This window comes from Streptomyces sp. KR55 (genome assembly GCF_052245645.1).
GTDB classification, from domain to species: Bacteria; Actinomycetota; Actinomycetes; order Streptomycetales; family Streptomycetaceae; genus Streptomyces; species Streptomyces flavusporus.
The window spans coordinates 1-18,107 of the sequence record NZ_JBQQCE010000178.1; the positions used below are offsets into that span (position 1 = coordinate 1).

An 18,107-nucleotide genomic window follows, 5' to 3' on the forward strand; every position below is an offset into this window, starting at 1 on the left:
CGCCTGCTGGCGGCCGCTGTTCCAGTACCGTCGCCATCCCGGCGTACGACCGCTGCAGTTCGCGCTCGCGGGCATCAACGCGCACATCGGGCACGACCTCGCGCTCGCCGTCGTGGACGCCTGTCGTACGCTCGACTGCGAACCCGGCGACCTGGAGGACGAGTTCGACCGCGTGGGCGACCTCCTCGTGACGCTGGAGGAGCGCATCCGCGAAGATCTGATGCCGGGTCCCGACCTGCTGCAGATCGCCGACCCGCTCACCCATCTGCTGGGCGCCTGGAGCCTGGAGCGCGCCCGGGACGCCACCTGGTCGACGGCGCGGGCCCTGTGGGCACTGCGCCGGCTCCCGGACGTCGCCCGGGAGTTCACCGACCGCCTCGACGCGGCGGTGGGCCTGGCGGGACGGATGATGCTCACCCCGCTGCCGGACTGATCCGGCCCGGGCCGTGCCGTGCGCCGGAACTCCTGTGTGACCGCTGTACGTTCGACAGAAAAGGACCTCTTGCAAAGGAGCACAGGGCATGGCGACCCGCCTCGGACTCGGCCTCCCGCAGAACAGGCAGTACGACCTCGGACGGGACGTGCCCGACGTGGCGCGCGCCGCCGAGAGGACCGGCTACGACAGCCTGTGGGTGTACGAGCGGGCTCTGTTCCCGGAGCCCGCCACCCAGGGCCTGTACGGCATCGAGGGGCTCCCCTGGCCCGACTCCTACCGGGGCGTGGCCGACCCGCTGGTCACGCTCACCCTGGCGGCCGCCGCCACCGAGCGTGCCGAGCTGGGCACCAGCGTGCTGGTGGCGCCGCTGCACGTGCCGTTCCAGCTCGCCAAGGCGCTGGCCTCGCTGGACGCGGCGAGCGGCGGCCGGGTGGTCGCCGGCTTCGGCACGGGCTGGTCCCTCGACGAGTACGCGGCCGCGTCGGTGCGGCCGTTCGAGGAGCGCGGGCAGATGCTGGACGAGCTGATCGGGGTGTGCCGCTCGGTGTGGGGTCCGGACCCGGTGTCGTACGACGGGCGCGTCACGAAGATCGCCTCGGCCGTGGTCGGCCCCAAGCCGGCCCGGCCGATCCCGATCCTGCTGGCGGCGAACACCCCGAGGGCACGGCGCCGCCTCGTCGACCACGCCGACGGCTGGATGCCGGTGGGCATGGGCGCCGATGCCGTGGCCGCGCAGTGGCGCCAGCTGCAGGACCTGGCGGCCGAGCGCGGACGCAAGGAGCCGATCCGGACCGTGATGCGGGTGAACCCGCAGTACACGGCCGCGGCGTACGACGGCCCCGACCGCAGCCCCTTCCAGGGCAGCGTCGACCAGATCGTCGAGGACCTGGTCGCGCACGCCGAGATCGGCCTCGAGGAGATCCTCCTCGACCTCCAGTCCACCGTGCGGGACGCCCAGGAACTCAAGGACGTCGCCGCCCAGGTGTACGAGAGGGCGCGAGCGGCCGGAATCTAGCCGGCTAGTCCTCGGGGAGTTCCACCGGCGCGATCTCGTCGTAGCGGTCGCCGGGGCCGGGGTTGGCCGGGTCGGTCGTGCCGCCGAAGTGGTGCATGACGCCCCAGACCGCGTTCAGCGCGGTCTGGACGGCGCCCTCGGCCCAGCCGGCCGTCCAGGAGATGTCGTCGCCGGCGAGGAAGATGCCTCGCTTGTCCTCGGGCAGCCGGTCCTGCATGAAGTGCGTGAACAGGCGCCGCTGGTAGCGGTAGTGGCCGGGCAGGTTGGCCTTGAACGCGCCCATGAAGTAGGGCTCGTTCTCCCAGGAGACCGTCACCGGGTTGCCGATGATGTGCTTGCGGATGTCGACCTTGGGATAGATCTCGCCGAGCGACTTCAGCATGACCTCCATCCGCTCGTTCGCGGACAGCGGCAGCCACTTCAGGCTGTCGTCGCACCAGGTGTACGACAGGCAGATCACGGCGGGCTTGTCGGGACCGTCGTCGAGGAGGTAGGTCCCGCGCGTCATCCGGTCGGTGAGGGTCATCGACATGACGTCCCGGCCGGTCTCCTCGTCCTTGTCCAGCCAGAACGGCCGGTCGACCGGGACGAACAGCTTCGAGGACTCCATGTAGTGGGTCCGCTCGATCGCGGTCCAGTGGTCGATCGGGAAGAGCGAGTCGTCGCAGGCGATCTTCGACAGCAGCATCCAGGACTGGGCGGTGAAGATCGCCGCCTGGTAGGTGCGGATGTCGCCGTTCGCGTCCGTCACGGTGATCCGGTTGCCGGCGGTGCGGTGCAGACGGGTCACGGCCGGGCGCGGCTCGCCGTTCGCGTGCAGCGTGGCCAGCGAGGTGCCGTACGGCCAGTGCACGATCTTCTCCGGCTCGCGCTCCCACAGGCGCAGCGGCAGCTGCTGGGAGCCGCCGACGATGCCGCGGTGGTGGTCGTCGGCCTCGGTGTAGACGACCCGCAGGATCTCCAGGATGGAGTTGGGGAAGTCGGTGTCCCAGCCGCCGGTGCCGAAGCCGACCTGGCCGAAGATCTCGCGGTGCCGGAAGGACTTGAAGGCCTCGGAGTCGCAGAGGAAGCCGTAGAAGGTCTGGTTGTCCAGCTTCTCGACGAGCTTCGCCCAGATCTCGCGGATGCGCGGGACGTCGCGCTCGCGCATCGCCCGGTTCATGTCGGAGAAGTCGGCGCCCTCCTCCAGGCACTTGTTCCAGGCCTGAGCCACATCCCGGTAGACCTGCGGCAGGTCGTCGATCGTCTCGGCGTAGTGCGACTCGCCCTTGAGGTCGACGACGGTGGACGGGGTGGCCTCGGCCAGCGGGTTGGGGAACGGGCGGGTCTCGAGTCCGACCAGGTCGATGTAGTGCTGGAGGGCCGTGGAGGACGGCGGGAAGCGCATCGCGCCCATCTCGGCGGTCAGCGACGGGTCGCAGCCGTCGAAGCCGACGGTCCGCAGCCGTCCGCCGATCCGGTCGGCCTCGTAGACGACCGGCTTGAGGCCCATCTTCATCAGCTCGTACGCGGCCACGATGCCGGACAGGCCACCGCCGATGACCGCGACCTCGGTGCCGTGCTCGGTCGCCGGAATCTGGCCGAGGCCCGCCGGGTGGGCGAGGAAGTCGTCGTAGGCGTACGGGAAGTCCGGGCCGAACATGGTGATCGGCGGGTGCTGCTCGTCTGCGTGCTCGACGGCGTTGGGCACGGTGGACGTCATGGGGTGGGGACTCCTTGCGCGGGAAGAGCTGGGGGAGCTGAGGGGGTTCAGACGAGGGACCCGTACAGACCGGGGCGGCGGTCCTTCAGGTACGGGTTCGCCTCGCGGGAAGCGGCGAGGAAAGCGGGGTCGACATCGGCGAGGACGAGTTCCTCACCGCGCCCGGCGCGGGTGCGGGCGATCCCGTCGGGCCCGGCGAGGGTCGAGAGCCCGACGAACTCGAACTCCCTCTCCTGGCCGACCCGGTTGACGTACGCGACGTACATCTGGTTCTCGAAGGCGCGCACCGGCACGACGCACTCGGCGACGAACTGGAACGGGTGCATCTGCGCGGTCGGCACCAGCAGCAGGTCGGTGCCGGCGAGGGCGTGGGCCCGGACGTTCTCCGGGAACTCCACGTCGTAGCAGATCATCAGGCCGACCCGCAGACCGTTCAGCTCGGCCTGGACGACCGGCTGGTCGCCCGGGGTGAAGTGGTCGCGCTCGAAGCAGCCGAAGAGGTGGGTCTTGCGGTAGTTGGCGAGGCGGGTGCCGTCGGCGGAGATCAGCTGGGCGGAGTTGTGGACGGCGTCCGAGGAGCGCTCCGGGTACCCGTACGCGATGGCCAGACCGTGCCGGGATGCGATGTCGGCGATCGCGTCGGCGGCATCGCCGTCGGCGGGCTCGGCGAGGCGGGCGATGTCGTCGCCGATCGCGTAGCCGGTCAGGAACATCTCCGGCGCGGCCAGCAGCGCGGCGCCCGCGGCGGCGGCGCGCCCCGCGGCCTCGTCGAGGACCTTGAGGTTCTCGACGGTCGAGCCGGGGCGGCCGGAGCTCTGGAGCAGGGCGGTGCGCATGCGTGATCCTCACCGGTACGGGGGATGGATGTGGGGGCCACGTAGACGGTACGGGCGGCGGGTTCCACGGGACAAGGAGGAGCCGTTGCGCGCCGGTGAGCCGATCGTTGCGTCCGTTCGGGGCGGGGCGGCGATTCGTTGCGCGGCCCGGTTTGGGCGAGCCGGTCACAGTTCGCGCAGCCGCGCCACGATCTCCCGCAGCAGCTCCGGGTCCGTGGCCGGTCCGCCCGTCGGCCACCGCGGCTCGTCGATGCGCACCAGACCGGCCTCGGCCAGATCGCCGAGCAGCACCCGTACGACGGTCAGGGGCAGGTCGGCGTCGGCGGCGAGCTCGACGACCGGCCGGGGGCCGCGGCGCACGAGGTCGAGCAGCGAGGCGCGGGCGTGGTCGAGGCCCGGCCGCCCCTCGTCCGCCTCCACGGCGGTGACCTGCGACATCAGGTCGACGGTGTGACGGCCGGAGGGCCGGGTCCGGCCGCGCGTCACCATGTAGGGGCGCACCATCGACCCGGTCTCGTCCTCGTACCAGTGGTCGTCGGTCACGGTCGGCTCAGGGATCGTCGGTGCCGGCGGCCGACCGTACGGCGGTGTCGGCCTCCTCCGCCTCCAGCGGCGCGAGCACCCCCTCCGGCAGCAGCACCGCCGCCGTCGTACCGCCGTACGGCGATCCGCTCAGGGTGACCTGGATGTCGTGCCGGGCGGCGAGTCTGCCCACGACGTAGAGCCCGAGCCGGTCGTGCCGGGTGGGGTCGAAGTCGTCGGGGCGGGTGAGGGTGCGGTGGGCCTGAGCCAGCTGGTCGGCGGCGAGGCCCAGGCCCCGGTCGTCTATCTCCAGGACGAAACCGCCGCGAGCCGCTCGTCCGGTGCGCATGGTGACCCGGGTGTGCGGCGGCGAGAACATGGTGGCGTTCTCGACGAGCTCGGCGATCAGGTGCACGACGTCCGCGACGGCGTCCGCGGCGACGCCCACCGGCTCCATCGGGGGCACCTCCACGCGGGCGTAGTTCTCGATCTCGCTCACCGCGGAGGACACGACGTCGGCGAGGGGGACCGGGCGCCGCCATCGACGGCCGGGTGCCGCGCCGGAGAGGATGATCAGGCTTTCCGCGTGGCGGCGCATCCGGGTGGTGAGGTGGTCGATGCGGAACAGCTCCTCCAGGACGTCCGGATCGTGGGTCCGCCGCTCCAGCGTGTCGACGAGCTTCAACTGCCGGTGTACGAGCGCCTGGTTGCGCCGGGCGATGTTCAGCAGCACCGCGGACATGCCCCGGCGCAGCGCGGCCTGCCGGACGGCGGCCTCGACGGCCGCGAGCCGTGCGGCGTTGAAGGACCGGCCGACCTGCCCGATCTCGTCGTCGCCCGCCTCCCCGTCGGCGAGCGGCGGCGCCTCGGTGGCGGCGTCCACGTCCTCTCCGGCGCTCAACCGCTCCATCACGTCGGGCAGTTGGTGTGCGGTCAGCAGATCGGCGGCATCCCTCAGCGTCTCCAGGCGCCGGGAGATGCGCCGGGCGCCGCGTACCGCCAGCCACAGCGACAGGGCAACGGCCGCGAGGCCCACCACACCGACGGCGACCGCCTTGGCCAACTCCCGGTAGGCGAACGCCCGTCCGCGTTCGGCGGAGTTCACGGCCGACTCGGTGCACAGCAGCATGTACCGCTTGACGGCCCGGTCGGTGGTGGTGCGCCAGGAGTCGGCCGCGACGGCCTCGCCCGCGCCGTCCGCTCCGGCCCGCAGCAGGGCGTCCTCGCTCGCGGTCAACTGCCGGTGCAGGTCGCTGCGCCGGAACTCCTCGAACAGCACCCGTGAGTCGGACGGCAGGTCGGGCACATACGTCCGCTCGAAGACCCGGCGGTCCTCGATGGTCGCGGTCAGCGTGTCGTACTGCCGGTCGGTGAGGGTGCCCGCGGCGCGCGCCCCGGCGACCAGGGCGTCCTCGCGCGAGACGAACTCCCGCACCCGGACCAGCTCGATGACGACCTGCGCCTCCCGCGCCAACTGCCCGGCCTGCAGGGCGGTGAGCGTGGACTGGACGTCGAAGCCGGGCTCCACGAGGGTGCTGTACTCGCTCACCGCACGGTCCCAGGAGATGTCCCGGGACAGCACCCGCTGGCGCAGCGCCTCCAGCTGGTCGGCGGAGTCCACGACGGCGTCGAGCACCTGCCGCTGCCGCGCGGAGAGCCGGTCGCGGTCGCCGTCCCGGATCGCGTCGCGCATGGCGCTCACCGCACGGTCGGTGCGACGCTGCTGCTCCAGGAGGTCCACGGCAGTGTCGGTACGGTGCCCGGCGCCCAGGTACGCGGCCGAGAGCCGCCGCTCGATCTGCATCTGCCCGATGGCCGTGTCCACGGGCGTGCCGAAGTCCTCGTAGACCCCCTGGACCCGGATCAGCGCGCGCAGTTCGCCGGTGACGGACCACATGGCGAAGCTCCACAGCATCATCAGAGCGATCACCGGCGCGACCGCGAGCGCCACGATCCGGGCACGCACGGTGGTGGGACGGCCGATGGGCCGGCGCATGGTCTCCCCAGGGCGACAGGACGGTCGGACGGCTGGACACAGTCGGTTACCCACCGGTTCTACCCACCGGTAGCAAGCCGCGGCACAACCTACGGGACGGCGCCGAGGACCGCAATGGTCGCCCGCGCCACCGCTGCCTCATGGCTTACGCCTCCCGCGCCCCGTTCCTCCGGCCGCCATCACCAGCGCGGTCACCAGATACGGCACCCCGAACACCGCGAACGCCGTGCTGTGCCCGGTCGACGAGGCGACCGCCGCGTAGCCGCCGAACACGGCGACCGTGGCCAGTTCGGTCCCCAGGCCCGCGACCGATGTCAGGGTCGCCCGCCCGGTGTCGTCGATCCGCCGCTGGAGCCGGGCGTCGGCCAGCACGTTCGCGAGCTGGAACCCGCCGAAGGCGACGGCGACCAGCACCAGCCCGGCCGGCGTCCGTGCCAGGGCGCCCGCCGCGAGGGCCAGTGCGGAGCCCCCGAGCAGCGCAACGAACCCGGTCCGGCCCAGGCGTTCGCCCGCACCGGCGAGCAGGCTGCCGGCCGTGGCGCCGGCCCAGATCAGCAGAAGCAGGTAGGGAGCGGCCCAGCCGGGGACGCCGGTGTCGCGCACCAGCAGCGGCGTGTACTCGTCGAGCGCACCCCACACCGAGGCGACGAGGGCGACCAGCAGGAGCGCGGCCCGGACGGGCCGATCGGTCCGGGCCGCGGCGAGCCCGGACCGCAGGGTGCCGGCCCAGCTCGCGCTCCCGGTCGCCGGCGACCGGTGCTCCGGGAACCGGCTCGCCGTGGCCGCCGTCAGCAGGCAGGTCAGCACGCTCGCCGCGCCCACGGCCGGGTAGCCGCCGAGCGCGAACACCGGCCCGGCGAGTCCCATCGCGGCCATCACGGCCACCAGGCCCGCGGCACGGGCGCGGCCCATCACGCGCGCGTAGTCGTCGGCCGCACCGAGCCGGTCGAGCTCCTCGTACACCAGCGCCTCCAGGGCGCCGGATCCCAGCGCTCCGCCGACGCCCCACAGGACGAAGCCGAGCGCGAACGCCCAGTACGACGGCGTGAGCACCCACAGGGTGAAGCCGACGGCGGTCAGCAGCGGGCCGAGCCACAGCAGCAGCCGACGGGAGACGGCGTCGGCGAGGGCGCCGGAGGGGACCTCCAGCACGACAGCGGTGACGGACCACAGTGCGAAGAGGAAGGAGATCTGCCCGACCGTCAGACCGGTGTCGCTGAAGAGCAGCGCGTACAGCGGGTAGAGCAGGACGAACTCGTCGAGGAACGCGTAGCCGTACAGCGTGGCGGTCAACCGCCGGACGCCGGGCTCCCGTTGCTCCCGTTCACATGAAGATCAATGTCGCCAGGTCATGGCTCCGATGCTACGCGGCGATCCTCCCCCGGCCCAGCGAATTACGTCGGCGACCCCGACGAGAAGCGCCGCAGCAGCGGCGACAGCACCAGCACCGACTTGGTGCGCTCCACGAACGGCTCCCCCGCGATGCGCTCCAAGACCCGTTCGAAGTGCCGCATGTCGGAGGCGAAGACCTGGGCGATCGCGTCCGCGTCCCCGGTGACGGTGGACGCGGCCACGACCTCCTGGTAGCGCTCCAGGCCCCGCTGGATGGTCTCCGGCGAGGTGTTGCTCCGGCAGTAGATCTCGACGAACCCCTCGGTCTCCCAGCCGAGCGCCGACGGGTCCACCCGTACGGTGAAACCCGTGATGGCACCGGTGGCGCGCAGCCGGTCCACGCGCCGTTTCACGGCGGGCGCGGACAGGCCGACGAGCTGCCCGATGTCGGCGTAGGAGCGGCGGGCGTCCTCGGCGAGGGCGTGCACGATGCGTTCGTCGAGATCGTTCAGCACTGCGGGTGGTTCACTTCACTTCTGCTGCGGCGAGACGGGAACGGCGATAGCCGTACACGAAGTAGAACACGAGACCGGCGGCCATCCAGAACCCGAAGACGACCCAGGTCACGGTGTCGAGGCTGAACATGTTGTACGCGCAGAAGGCGAAGCCCAGGATCGGCAGAACCGGGCCGAACGGCACCTTGAACGTGCGCTCCAGCTCGGGTCGCCTGTAGCGCAGGACGATCACCGCGATGTTGACCAGGGCGAAGGCGAACAGCGTGCCGATGCTGGTGGCGTCGACGAGCTTGCCCAGCGGGATCAGGGCCGCGAGCACACCGCAGAACAGGGACACGATCACCGTGTTGAGGCGGGGCGCGCCGGTCTTCGGGTGGATCTTTCCGAGCGACTTGGGCACCAGGCCGTCGCGGGACATCGCGAACAGGATGCGGGTCTGGCCGTAGAGCACGGTGAGGACGACGCTCGCGATGGAGATGACCGCGCCGAGCGCGAGCAGGGTGCCCCAGAAGGTCTGGCCGCTGACGTCGTTCATGATCGCGGCGAGCGAGGCGTCGGAGCCCTCGAACTTGGTCCAGTTCCACGCGCCGACGGCGACGGCCGCGACGAGCACGTACAGCGCGGTCACGATGATCAGCGACAGCATGATCGCCCGCGGCAGGTCGCGCTTGGGGTTCTTGGCCTCCTCACCGGCGGTGGAGGCGGCGTCGAAGCCGATGTACGAGAAGAACAGCGTGGCACCGGCGGCGCTGACCCCGGCCATGCCGAGCGGCATGAAGTCGGCGTAGTTGCCGGACTTGAAGCCCATGAAGCCGACTGCGCAGAACAGCACAAGGGCGGCGATCTTCACCGCGACCATGATCGTGTTGACGCGGGCGGACTCACGGGCGCCGCCCAGCAGGAACACCATCGCCAGCAGGACGACGATCAGGGCGGGCAGGTTGATGATGCCGCCCTCACCGGGCGCCGAGGACAGGGCGGACGGGATGGTGACCCCGATGGTGCCGTCGAGCAGCTCGTTGAGGTACTCGCCCCAGCCGACGGCGACGGCGGCCACCGAGACGCCGTACTCCAGCACCAGGCACCAGCCGCAGACCCAGGCGACCAGTTCGCCCATCGTTGCGTACGCATACGAGTACGAGGAGCCTGCGACCGGGATGCTGCCCGCCAGCTCGGCGTACGAGAGGGCCGAGAACAGTGCGGTGAGTCCGGCGATCACGAACGCCAGGGTGACCGCGGGGCCGGCCTCGGGGACGGCGTCGCCGAGGACGACGAAGATACCGGTGCCGAGGGTGGCACCGATGCTGATCATGGTGAGCTGCCACAGCCCCAGGGAGCGCCGAAGCGCGCCTCCCTCGCCCTGGCCACCTTCCGCGACCAGGTGTTCCACGGGCTTACGACGCATCAGGCGCGCGGCGACGCCCGGGGACGGCGGGGCGGTCTGGCGATTGTTCTGCGGGGGTGCGCCTTGGTCGAGCACGCGCTGGCTCCTTCATCGCTGCCGGTCAGGGAGACGGGGACCGGCGGCACCCCTTCGAGCAGGGACCCACCGAGCGGGGTCCCCGCCACGCCACGTACGAGGCGACAGCCTATGAGCAGCGACGTTGCCCTTGTAATGCAGCAACCTTGCGTATGCCCGCAAGATCATTGCGTTCATCGGGAAGGTGTGAGCGTTCGTTGCACGGCGGCTGTCGACCGTTGCGCGAACGCTGTTTCAGAGCTCGTCCGGGCCTCCCGCGACCGCCCGCGCCTCGGCCGCGTCCGACGCGTCGAAGCCCATCTGGCCGGGCTTTCCGTACGCCTCGGCCTGGGCGTCGATCCAGCGTGTGTGCGCCTCCCAGGCGGCCTGTTTGCTGGTGCCCAGCGCCGCGCCGATCCGGGACCAGGAGGCGCCGGCCTCACGGGCGGCGCGCACGGTGAGCTGACGCCCGTACGCGGCCTTGCGGGCCACGACCTCGCTCAGCGCGAGAAGTTCCAGCAGCTCGGCCCGGTCGAGGGCCTCCTCGTCACTGCCTGCCCCGGCCAGCGACTCACGTCGGCGCAACTCGTCGAGACGGGCCACGGCGGTCAGAAGCGTGTACTGCGGCTCGATGCCCTGCGGTGTCGTCATGACTCCAGGCTTGCGTCAAGCCTTCTTGACGTCAAGATGGCTTGACCCCTCGCCTTCCGGACAAAGCGCCGGGGATGCGAACGGCCCCCGGTTTTCCCGGCGGGCGGGACAACGGGGGCCGTACGAGAGGGAGTCGGCTCAGTTCCAGCTGGCGTGCAGGGGCTTGCCCTCGGCGTAGCCAGCGGCGCTCTGGATGCCGACGATGGCCTTCTCGGCGAACTCCTCGAGGGAGCCGGCGCCGGCGTAGGTGCAGGAGGAGCGGACGCCCGCGATGATCGAGTCGATCAGATCCTCGACGCCGGGGCGGGCCGGGTCCAGGTACATGCGGGACGTGGAGATGCCCTCCTCGAACAGCCCCTTGCGGGCCCGGTCGTACGCCGACTCCTCCGACGTGCGGTTGGCCACCGCGCGTGCGGACGCCATGCCGAACGACTCCTTGTAGTAGCGACCGTCGGGGTCCTGCTGGAGGTCGCCCGGCGACTCGTACGTGCCCGCGAACCACGAGCCGACCATCACGTTGGACGCACCCGCGGCCAGCGCCATCGCCACGTCACGCGGGTGCCGGACACCACCGTCGGCCCACACGTGCTTGCCGTACTTCTTCGCCTCGGCGGCACACTCCAGCACGGCCGAGAACTGCGGCCGGCCCACGCCGGTCATCATCCGGGTCGTGCACATGGCGCCGGGTCCCACGCCGACCTTGACGATGTCGGCGCCCGCCTCGATCAGATCGCGCACGCCCTCCGCGGAGACGACGTTGCCCGCGACGACGGGGACCTGCGGATCGAGGTCACGCACCAGCTTGACGGCGCTGATCATCGACTCCTGGTGGCCGTGCGCGGTGTCGATGACGAGCGTGTCGACGCCTGCGTCGAGCAACTGCTTGGCATTGCCCGCGACATCGCCGTTGATGCCGACGGCGGCGGCGATACGCAGCCTGCCGTTCGCGTCGGTGGCCGGCGTGTACAGCGTGGCGCGCAGGGCGCCCTTGCGGGTGAGGATGCCGGCGAGCTTGCCGTCCGCGTCGACGGCGGGGGCGTAGCGCCGGTTGTGGTGGTCGAGGGTGTTGAAGGCCTCGCGCGGGTCCATGCCGGCGTCGAGCAGAAGCAGGTCGTCCTTGGACATGACCACTTCGAGCTGGGTGAAGCGGTCGACGCCGGTCAGGTCCCGGTCGGTGACGACACCGATCGGGCGGTGCTCCTCGTCGACCACCACACCGGCGTTGTGCGCACGCTTCGGCAGCAGGGACAGCGCGTCGGCGACGGTCTGGTGCGGCACCAGCACGATCGGGGTGTCCAGGACCAGGTGGCGGCTCTTCACCCAGGAGACGACCTCGGTGACGACCTCGATCGGAATGTCCTGCGGAATGACCACGAGGCCGCCGCGCCGGGCCACCGTCTCGGCCATGCGACGGCCGGCGATCGCCGTCATGTTGGCGACGACGAGCGGAATCGTGGTGCCCGTGCCGTCCGGGGAGCTGAGGTCCACGCCCTGACGGGAGCCGACCGCGCTGCGGCTCGGCACCATGAACACGTCGTCGTACGTCAGGTCGTACGAGGGCTGGATGTCGTTGAGGAAACGCACGTGCTGCACATCCCAGTCGATCAGAGGTGGCCCCCGGACAGGTCAGCCAGGGGGAAGAGCACGTACTTCATTGTCCCATGACGGCCGGAATGCGATGCCCGGTCACTTCATCCAGGCTGGTCAGAGCCGCCTTCGGAGGATCCTCCAAGGGCGAGCGCCACGGTCAGCGCCGACGCCACGTCCGCGGCCTGGACGAACACCTCCTGGGCGGTCTCCCACTCCTGTGGGCGCGCCTTCGCGTACGGCTGCCAGTTCCGTACGACGATCAGCAGCCCCTTCTCGACGGCGTCCTCGGGCCAGACGTCGTGGTCGGAGAGGCTGTCGGCCAGCGCGTCCCAGTTGCGGCCGAACCAGTCGGGCAGCTGAAGGGCCCGGGCGCAGCGGTCCATCAGGCCGGCCTTGTCCGTGACCCCGTCGAGGTCGAGGGTGACCACGAGCTCCGTCATCTCAGTACCGCCCTGAACGAGTCGTAGTGATCGTCGGTGTAGTAGATCTCGCCGCCCCGCCCGGTGACAATGCGCCGGGCGCCGCGATCGCGTGAGCCGGGCGTCCTGACGGTGTATTCGCGGTAGTAGCCGCGCTCGTGCGTCGGCAGCAGCCGCTCGAAGTTCCCGAAGACGGCACCGTCCCTGGCGTACGGGAACGGTCCGCCCTCGTCGATGAGCCGGAGCGTCTCGCGGGCCTCGGCGGGGAGCTCGGCCTCCCGGACGGTGGCCGTGTCCCGGGCCCACGACGGTGGGGCGGAAGTGTCGCCGCATCCCACGAGCAGGACGGCGAAGAGGCAGGCCAGCACCCGGGGGACGAACCGCAGCACCATGCCGCCGATGCTGCCACGGCCGCCCCCGCACGGCCTTCCGTCAGGCCCCGTCCGGGTCGGCCCGGTTCAGCGCGGGTCGCGGCGTCGGCCCTGCGGTCATCAGGTAGTCGGCCGCGGACGTGTCCGTCACCAGGCTGGTGACCAGCCCCGAGCGCAGCACGGCATCGATCGCCGCCGCCTTGCGCTGCCCGCCGGCGATCGCGACGACCTCGGGGATACGGCGGAGCTGGTCGGCCTTGACCGTGATGCACCGCTCACCGAGGTCCCGTCCGACCCGGCGGCCGTCGGAGTCGAAGAGGTGCGCGGACATCTCGGCGGCGACTCCGAGGGACGCGTAGTGCGCACGCTCCTCGTCGCTGAGCATGTCGTGCACCGTCGAGATGCCCGGCTCCCAGGAGCCGATGGAGACGCAGGCGACCGTGACCTTGTCGAAGTACTCGAAGGCCCGGGCGATCCCGGTCTGATTGCGCAGCGCGGCCGCCGTGGCGGCGTCCGGCAGCAGCATCGGCGCGTAGATGGGATGCGCGTCACCGCCGGACACCTGCGCGGCCCGCCGCACGGCCTCCACCGAGCCGCGCTCGGCGGTCCCGGCGTCGTACACGCCCGTCAGCTGCACCACCGTGCAGGGCGGCAGCCGGTCGAGGGCGGCGGCCATGTGGATGGTGGACCGGCCCCAGGCCAGGCCCAGGACGTCCCCCTCGTTGACGAGCTCGCCGAGCAGGTCGGCGGCCACCTCACCCAGGTTCTCGGGATCCGGGGTCTCCTCGGCCTCGGCCGGGGATTCGACCACGACGGCGTGCCTGAGGCCGTAGCGGGCGCGCAGCGCGTCGGAGCGCTCGGCGTCCAGCTCGGCCGGGACGCGGATCTCGATGCGCACGAGATCCCGTTCGAGGGCGGTCTCCAGGACCCGGGCCACCTTGAAGCGGCTGACGCCGAACTCCTCAGCGATCTGGATCTTGGACTTTCCCTCGAGGTAGAAGCGGCGGGCCATGGCCGCCGCCTGCACCAGCTCAGCGGGTCCCATCCGCATGGCTGACCGGCCCGCCGACATACCCGACACGGCGATCTCCTCACTGCTGTTCACACTCTGGATTCGCCGTTCATCCTTGCAGATCCGGCGCGGTTGATCAGCCCTGATCGACGACCGACGGGCGCCGTTCACGTAACCGTGGCTCAGTGGTCGCACGCCCATGTTGCCTGCTTCGTCACGGCCTCCGCCTTGGCCCGCAGGTCACGCACCGCGGCGGCCGGGTCGGCGGCGCCGTACACCGCCGAACCCGCGACGAAGACGTCGGCGCCCGCCTCCGCACACCGCTCGATGGTTGCGTCCGAGACCCCGCCGTCGACCTGGAGCCACAGTTCGAGGCCGTGCTTGCCGATCAGCTCACGGGTGCGGCGGATCTTCGGAAGCATGATGTCGAGGAACGCCTGCCCGCCGAAGCCCGGTTCGACCGTCATGATCAGCAGCATGTCGAGCTCGGGAAGCAGATCCTCGTACGGCTCGATGGGCGTCGCGGGCTTGAGCGCCATGGACGCGCGGGCGCCCTTGGCCCTGATCTCCCGGGCGAGACGCACCGGTGCGGCGGCCGCCTCCACATGGAAGGTGACCGAAGAGGCACCCGCTTCCACGTACTGGGGTGCCCACCGGTCGGGGGCCTCGATCATCAGATGGCAGTCCAGCGGAGTGTCCGTCGCCCGGGCCAGGGACTCCACGACCGGCACGCCGAGCGTGAGGTTCGGTACGAAGTGGTTGTCCATGACGTCGACGTGGAGCCAGTCGGCCCCCTCGACCGCCTTCGCCTCGTCGGCGAGGCGCGCGAAGTCGGCGGACAGGATGCTGGGGTTGATCTGCACGGCCATGCCCCAAGCCTGCCATGCCCTCCGGGGGTGAGCGTCATCGGTGTCGGGTGGGAATGGTTGCAGAAGCAGCGCGGGCCGTCTGTGGCTGGTCGCGCCCGCGGTGGGGGTCCCCCCGCTCGAGCGAAGCCGAGGGTGGGGGAGGAGCCGCATATGTCACGGCCCCGCGCCCCTTACGGGGCGGTCCTCCGGATGAGCGCCAGGTACATCGCGTCCGTTCCGTGCACATGGGGCCACAGCTGTACGTCGGGGCCGTCGCCGAGGTTCGGTACGTCCGGCAGCAGTGGACGGGCGTCGATGAGTTCCGTCTCGGGGAACTGCTTGAGCACGTCGGCTACCACGGCCCGGGTCTCGGCGAGGTGCGGCGAGCAGGTCGCGTAGCCGACGACGCCGCCGACGCGCACGGACTCCAGGGCGGTGCGCAGCAGCCCGCGCTGGAGCGGCGCGAAGCCGTCGAGGTCCTCGGGCCGGCGCCGCCAGCGCGCCTCGGGCCGCCGCCGCAGGGCGCCCAGCCCGGTGCACGGCACATCCATCAGTACGCGGTCGAAGGTGCCCGGCAGCCACGGCGGCCGGGTCCCGTCGGCGGCGATCACCTGGTAGGGCCCGGGATTGCCGTGCAGTGCCTTGGCGACCAGTCCGGCCCGATGGGGCTGCTTCTCGGCGGCCAGCAGCGCGGCACCCCGCTCGGCGGCGAGGGCGGCGAGCAGCGCGGCCTTGCCACCGGGTCCGGCACACCCGTCCAGCCACCGCTCGTCGGGCCCGTCGACCGGCGCGTTGGCCAGGGCCAGCGCCACGAGCTGGCTGCCCTCGTCCTGCACGCCCGCACGACCGTCCCGTACGGCCTCGATCGCACCGGGTTCGCCGCCCTCGGTGAGCCGCACGGCGTACGGCGACCAGCGCCCCGGCACGGCGGCGTCCTCACGCAGCAGCTCATCGGTCGTGGCCCGCCCCGGCCGGGCGACCAGCGTCACCTCCGGCCGCTCGTTGTCGGCCGCCAGCAGCTCCTCGATGCCGGTCCGCCCGCCGCCCAGCGCGTCCCACAGCGCGGAGACGATCCAGCGCGGATGCGAGTGCACGACGGCGAGATGGTCCTCGGGATCCTCGTCGTAGGGCGGCGCAATCCGCTCCAGCCATCCGTCGAGGTCGTGCTGGGCGACCTTGCGCAGCACCGCGTTGACGAACTTGGCCCGCCCGTCGCCGAGCACGACCCGGGCGAGCTCGACGGTGGCGGAGACGGCCGCATGGGACGGGATGCGCGTCCCCAGCAGCTGGTGCACACCGAGGCTCAGCACGTCGAGCACGGGCGGATCGACGTCCCTCAACGGCCGGTCGACGCACTCCGCGATGACGGCGTCGTACGTCCCCTGCCGGCGCAGCGTCCCGTACACCAGCTCGGTGGCGAGGGCGGCGTCCCGCCCGTCGAAGTCCCCGCTCTCGCGCGCCTTGCGCAGCAGTGGCGGCAACACCAGGTTGGCGTACGCGTCCCGCTCGTCGACCGCCCTGAGCGCCTCGAAGGCGAGGATGCGCACGGGGTCCTTCTTGGGCCGACGGTAGGGCTTGCCGGGTTTGCGGGGCCGACGGGAGGTGTCGCTCACGAAAAGGTGCTCCGGGTTTCTGTATACGGTGTGCACCCAGCGTACGTCGAAGGGCTCCCACCGGGCCGTCAGGCCCCGAGCCTCTCCCCCTCCGCGATACGCACCCCGCGCGCCCAGTCCGCCGCCCGCATCGGCTTCTTGCCCTGAGCCTGCACCCACAGCAGCTCGACGGCGTACGAGCCGGTGCCGACATGGACGCTGTTCTTGCCGACCGCCGGCTGACCGGGGGCGAGATCCGTCCGGTCGGGCACGGGCGCGACCTGGACGAGCTTGAGCCGCTCGCCCCGGAAGGTGGTCCAGGCGCCCGGCGCGGGGGTGCAGCCCCGCACCACCCGGTCGATCCGCAGGGCGGGCGCGGACCAGTCGACCCGGGCGTCCTCGACGGTGATCTTCGGTGCGATGGTGACGCCGTCGGCGGGCTGCGGTACGGCCTTCAGCGTGCCGTCCTCGATGCCGTCCATGGTTGCGGCGAGCAGCCCGGCGCCGGCGAAGGCGAGCCGCGTCAGCAGGTCGCCGCTGGTGTCGGTGGGCCGGATCGTTTCGGTCACGGTCCCGTAGACGGGCCCGGAGTCGAGCCCTTCCTCGATGAGGAACGTGGACGCCCCCGTGATCTCGTCGCCCGCCATGATGGCGTGCTGCACGGGCGCGGCCCCCCGCCAGGCGGGCAGCAGCGAGAAGTGCAGGTTGACCCAGCCGTGGGCGGGGACGTCGAGGGCCACGCGGGGCAGCAGCGCCCCGTAGGCGACGACGGGACAGCAGTCCGGCCCGATCTCCCGCAGGCGGTCCAGGAACTCCGGGTCCCGCGGCTTCACCGGCTTCAGCACCTCGATCCCGGCCTCCTCGGCCCGCTCGGCGACGGGGCTCGCGACCAGCCTGCGCCCCCGCCCGGCCGGCGCATCCGGCCGCGTGACAACGGCGGCCACCTCATGCCGCCCGGAGGCAAGCAGGGCGTCCAGAGCGGGAACAGCGACCTCGGGGGTACCGGCGAAGACAAGCTTCATGGGCGGACACGGGCCTCTCGGCTGGGCTGGCAACGGGCAACACACAAGTCTATGAGCCCGGAAAGCCGCCGACGACGACCAACCCCCACGGGAGACGTCAGCTTCTCGCCCAACGGGAAACGGGTGGTGCACGGGTGGGAGAAAACCGGAGCCCGGCCGAAGGCCGAGCCGACCGCGCACACCCGGCACGGACAGGCGCACGCATATGCCCATACGCCCCCACTGCGTGACCCGCGGAGCGAATCCGCGTTGGTCAAGAAAGAGTTGACCACAACGGGCCGCGCGACCATCGCGGCCCGATCCTTTCTCCTCAACGCCGGTTCGAGAGGCTTGTTCATGGCCGACCACGCAACCCACGACGCCCAGGCTCGGGCCAGCCTGCACTTGCTGGTGCGGGACATCGAGCGGGTCCGCCGGCAGGTGGACGCACTGCGCACGCTCACCGCCCAGCTGGGCAACGTCTACCGCCCGCGCCGCTCCGGCCCCTCCACGGGCTTCGTCGTCTACGGACGCGCCCCCGCCCCGACGGTCCGGCTCGCCCAGGAACTGCGGGACAGTGTCGAGACCCTGGTGACGGCCGCGGTCGACTTCGACCGCTCACTGGGCTTCTCGTGGGACGCGGTGGGCTCCGCACTCGGTGTCACCAAGCAGGCGGTCCACCGTCGTTACGGCTCTCGCCGCGCCACTGCACAGGCGGCCGCCGAGGCCGAGCGGAGCACGGAGCCGTCGGGCACCCGCACGGTCAATGTCAACACCGGAATCCCCACCGTGCCGACGGTCCCCGCGGCC

At 71.6% G+C, this 18,107-nt stretch carries 18 protein-coding genes; 3 read left to right on the forward strand and 15 right to left on the reverse strand.

The window, feature by feature from the left end:
* Window positions 1-433, forward strand: a 433-nt coding sequence (locus ACTWQJ_RS25045) for a DUF5995 family protein (protein WP_443308828.1), incomplete at its 5' end; no start/stop codon positions are given.
* Between the two features lie 88 nt (window positions 434-521).
* Entirely contained in the window at window positions 522-1,451 is a 930-nt protein-coding gene (locus tag ACTWQJ_RS25050; protein WP_443308829.1) for an LLM class F420-dependent oxidoreductase, read from the forward strand.
* A 4-nt stretch (window positions 1,452-1,455) separates the two neighbouring features.
* Here ACTWQJ_RS25050 and ACTWQJ_RS25055 read toward each other — a convergent pair whose 3' ends face one another.
* From ACTWQJ_RS25055 to fmt, 15 genes are all read right to left on the reverse strand, one after another.
* Entirely contained in the window at window positions 1,456-3,153 is a 1,698-nt protein-coding gene (locus ACTWQJ_RS25055) for a flavin monoamine oxidase family protein (RefSeq protein ID WP_443308830.1), read from the reverse strand.
* Window positions 3,154-3,200: 47 nt separating this feature from the next.
* Complete coding sequence (locus ACTWQJ_RS25060) at window positions 3,201-3,989, reverse strand: carbon-nitrogen hydrolase family protein (RefSeq protein ID WP_443308831.1); 789 nt, start codon at window positions 3,987-3,989, stop codon at window positions 3,201-3,203.
* Window positions 3,990-4,154: 165 nt separating this feature from the next.
* Window positions 4,155-4,532 carry a DUF742 domain-containing protein gene (locus tag ACTWQJ_RS25065; RefSeq protein ID WP_443308832.1) on the reverse strand — a complete coding sequence of 126 codons (378 nt, stop codon included), beginning with the start codon at window positions 4,530-4,532 and terminating at the stop codon, window positions 4,155-4,157.
* Window positions 4,533-4,539: 7 nt separating this feature from the next.
* The gene (locus ACTWQJ_RS25070) at window positions 4,540-6,507 is read right to left on the reverse strand and encodes a nitrate- and nitrite sensing domain-containing protein (RefSeq protein ID WP_443308833.1); all 1,968 of its coding nucleotides are present in this window, start codon (window positions 6,505-6,507) and stop codon (window positions 4,540-4,542) included.
* 138 nt (window positions 6,508-6,645) lie between these two features.
* The gene (locus tag ACTWQJ_RS25075; RefSeq protein ID WP_443308834.1) at window positions 6,646-7,800 is read right to left on the reverse strand and encodes an MFS transporter; all 1,155 of its coding nucleotides are present in this window, start codon (window positions 7,798-7,800) and stop codon (window positions 6,646-6,648) included.
* Between the two features lie 101 nt (window positions 7,801-7,901).
* Window positions 7,902-8,354 carry an Lrp/AsnC family transcriptional regulator gene (locus tag ACTWQJ_RS25080; RefSeq protein ID WP_224733849.1) on the reverse strand — a complete coding sequence of 151 codons (453 nt, stop codon included), beginning with the start codon at window positions 8,352-8,354 and terminating at the stop codon, window positions 7,902-7,904.
* Between the two features lie 10 nt (window positions 8,355-8,364).
* Complete coding sequence (locus ACTWQJ_RS25085) at window positions 8,365-9,834, reverse strand: amino acid permease (RefSeq protein WP_443308835.1); 1,470 nt, start codon at window positions 9,832-9,834, stop codon at window positions 8,365-8,367.
* 234 nt (window positions 9,835-10,068) lie between these two features.
* On the reverse strand, window positions 10,069-10,464 hold the full coding sequence (locus ACTWQJ_RS25090) for a hypothetical protein (RefSeq protein WP_443308836.1): 396 nt from the start codon (window positions 10,462-10,464) through the stop codon (window positions 10,069-10,071).
* A gap of 138 nt (window positions 10,465-10,602) precedes the next feature.
* Window positions 10,603-12,048 (reverse strand): GuaB1 family IMP dehydrogenase-related protein, encoded by a 1,446-nt coding sequence (locus tag ACTWQJ_RS25095; protein ID WP_443308843.1) that lies wholly within the window; start codon window positions 12,046-12,048, stop codon window positions 10,603-10,605.
* A 107-nt stretch (window positions 12,049-12,155) separates the two neighbouring features.
* A complete protein-coding gene (locus tag ACTWQJ_RS25100; protein WP_443308837.1) occupies window positions 12,156-12,494 on the reverse strand; it encodes a barstar family protein in 339 nt (112 codons plus the stop codon).
* Window positions 12,491-12,865 carry a ribonuclease domain-containing protein gene (locus ACTWQJ_RS25105; protein WP_443308838.1) on the reverse strand — a complete coding sequence of 125 codons (375 nt, stop codon included), beginning with the start codon at window positions 12,863-12,865 and terminating at the stop codon, window positions 12,491-12,493. The genes ACTWQJ_RS25100 and ACTWQJ_RS25105 overlap by 4 nt, the downstream gene beginning before the upstream one ends.
* Window positions 12,866-12,905: 40 nt before the next feature.
* The gene (locus tag ACTWQJ_RS25110) at window positions 12,906-13,949 is read right to left on the reverse strand and encodes a sugar-binding transcriptional regulator (protein ID WP_409473250.1); all 1,044 of its coding nucleotides are present in this window, start codon (window positions 13,947-13,949) and stop codon (window positions 12,906-12,908) included.
* A gap of 89 nt (window positions 13,950-14,038) precedes the next feature.
* Window positions 14,039-14,725 carry a ribulose-phosphate 3-epimerase gene (gene rpe / locus ACTWQJ_RS25115; protein WP_443308839.1) on the reverse strand — a complete coding sequence of 229 codons (687 nt, stop codon included), beginning with the start codon at window positions 14,723-14,725 and terminating at the stop codon, window positions 14,039-14,041.
* Window positions 14,726-14,895: 170 nt separating this feature from the next.
* Window positions 14,896-16,317 (reverse strand): RsmB/NOP family class I SAM-dependent RNA methyltransferase, encoded by a 1,422-nt coding sequence (locus ACTWQJ_RS25120; protein WP_443308840.1) that lies wholly within the window; start codon window positions 16,315-16,317, stop codon window positions 14,896-14,898.
* Between the two features lie 68 nt (window positions 16,318-16,385).
* Window positions 16,386-17,318 (reverse strand): methionyl-tRNA formyltransferase, encoded by a 933-nt coding sequence (gene fmt, locus ACTWQJ_RS25125; protein ID WP_443308841.1) that lies wholly within the window; start codon window positions 17,316-17,318, stop codon window positions 16,386-16,388.
* A 336-nt stretch (window positions 17,319-17,654) separates the two neighbouring features.
* Here fmt and ACTWQJ_RS25130 point away from each other — a divergent pair.
* Window positions 17,655-18,107, forward strand: a 453-nt coding sequence (locus ACTWQJ_RS25130) for a hypothetical protein (protein ID WP_443308842.1), incomplete at its 3' end; no start/stop codon positions are given.

What these genes read in the sequence shown, in the direction of transcription:
- ACTWQJ_RS25050 (WP_443308829.1), top strand. Translation starts at nt 522, where the DNA reads ATGGCGACCCGCCTCGGACTCGGCCTCCCGCAGAACAGGCAGTACGAC.
- ACTWQJ_RS25055 (WP_443308830.1), bottom strand. Translation starts at nt 3,153, where the DNA reads ATGACGTCCACCGTGCCCAACGCCGTCGAGCACGCAGACGAGCAGCAC.
- ACTWQJ_RS25060 (WP_443308831.1), bottom strand. Translation starts at nt 3,989, where the DNA reads ATGCGCACCGCCCTGCTCCAGAGCTCCGGCCGCCCCGGCTCGACCGTC.
- ACTWQJ_RS25070 (WP_443308833.1), bottom strand. Translation starts at nt 6,507, where the DNA reads ATGCGCCGGCCCATCGGCCGTCCCACCACCGTGCGTGCCCGGATCGTG.
- ACTWQJ_RS25090 (WP_443308836.1), bottom strand. Translation starts at nt 10,464, where the DNA reads ATGACGACACCGCAGGGCATCGAGCCGCAGTACACGCTTCTGACCGCC.
- ACTWQJ_RS25100 (WP_443308837.1), bottom strand. Translation starts at nt 12,494, where the DNA reads ATGACGGAGCTCGTGGTCACCCTCGACCTCGACGGGGTCACGGACAAG.
- ACTWQJ_RS25105 (WP_443308838.1), bottom strand. Translation starts at nt 12,865, where the DNA reads ATGGTGCTGCGGTTCGTCCCCCGGGTGCTGGCCTGCCTCTTCGCCGTC.
- rpe (WP_443308839.1), bottom strand. Translation starts at nt 14,725, where the DNA reads ATGGCCGTGCAGATCAACCCCAGCATCCTGTCCGCCGACTTCGCGCGC.
- fmt (WP_443308841.1), bottom strand. Translation starts at nt 17,318, where the DNA reads ATGAAGCTTGTCTTCGCCGGTACCCCCGAGGTCGCTGTTCCCGCTCTG.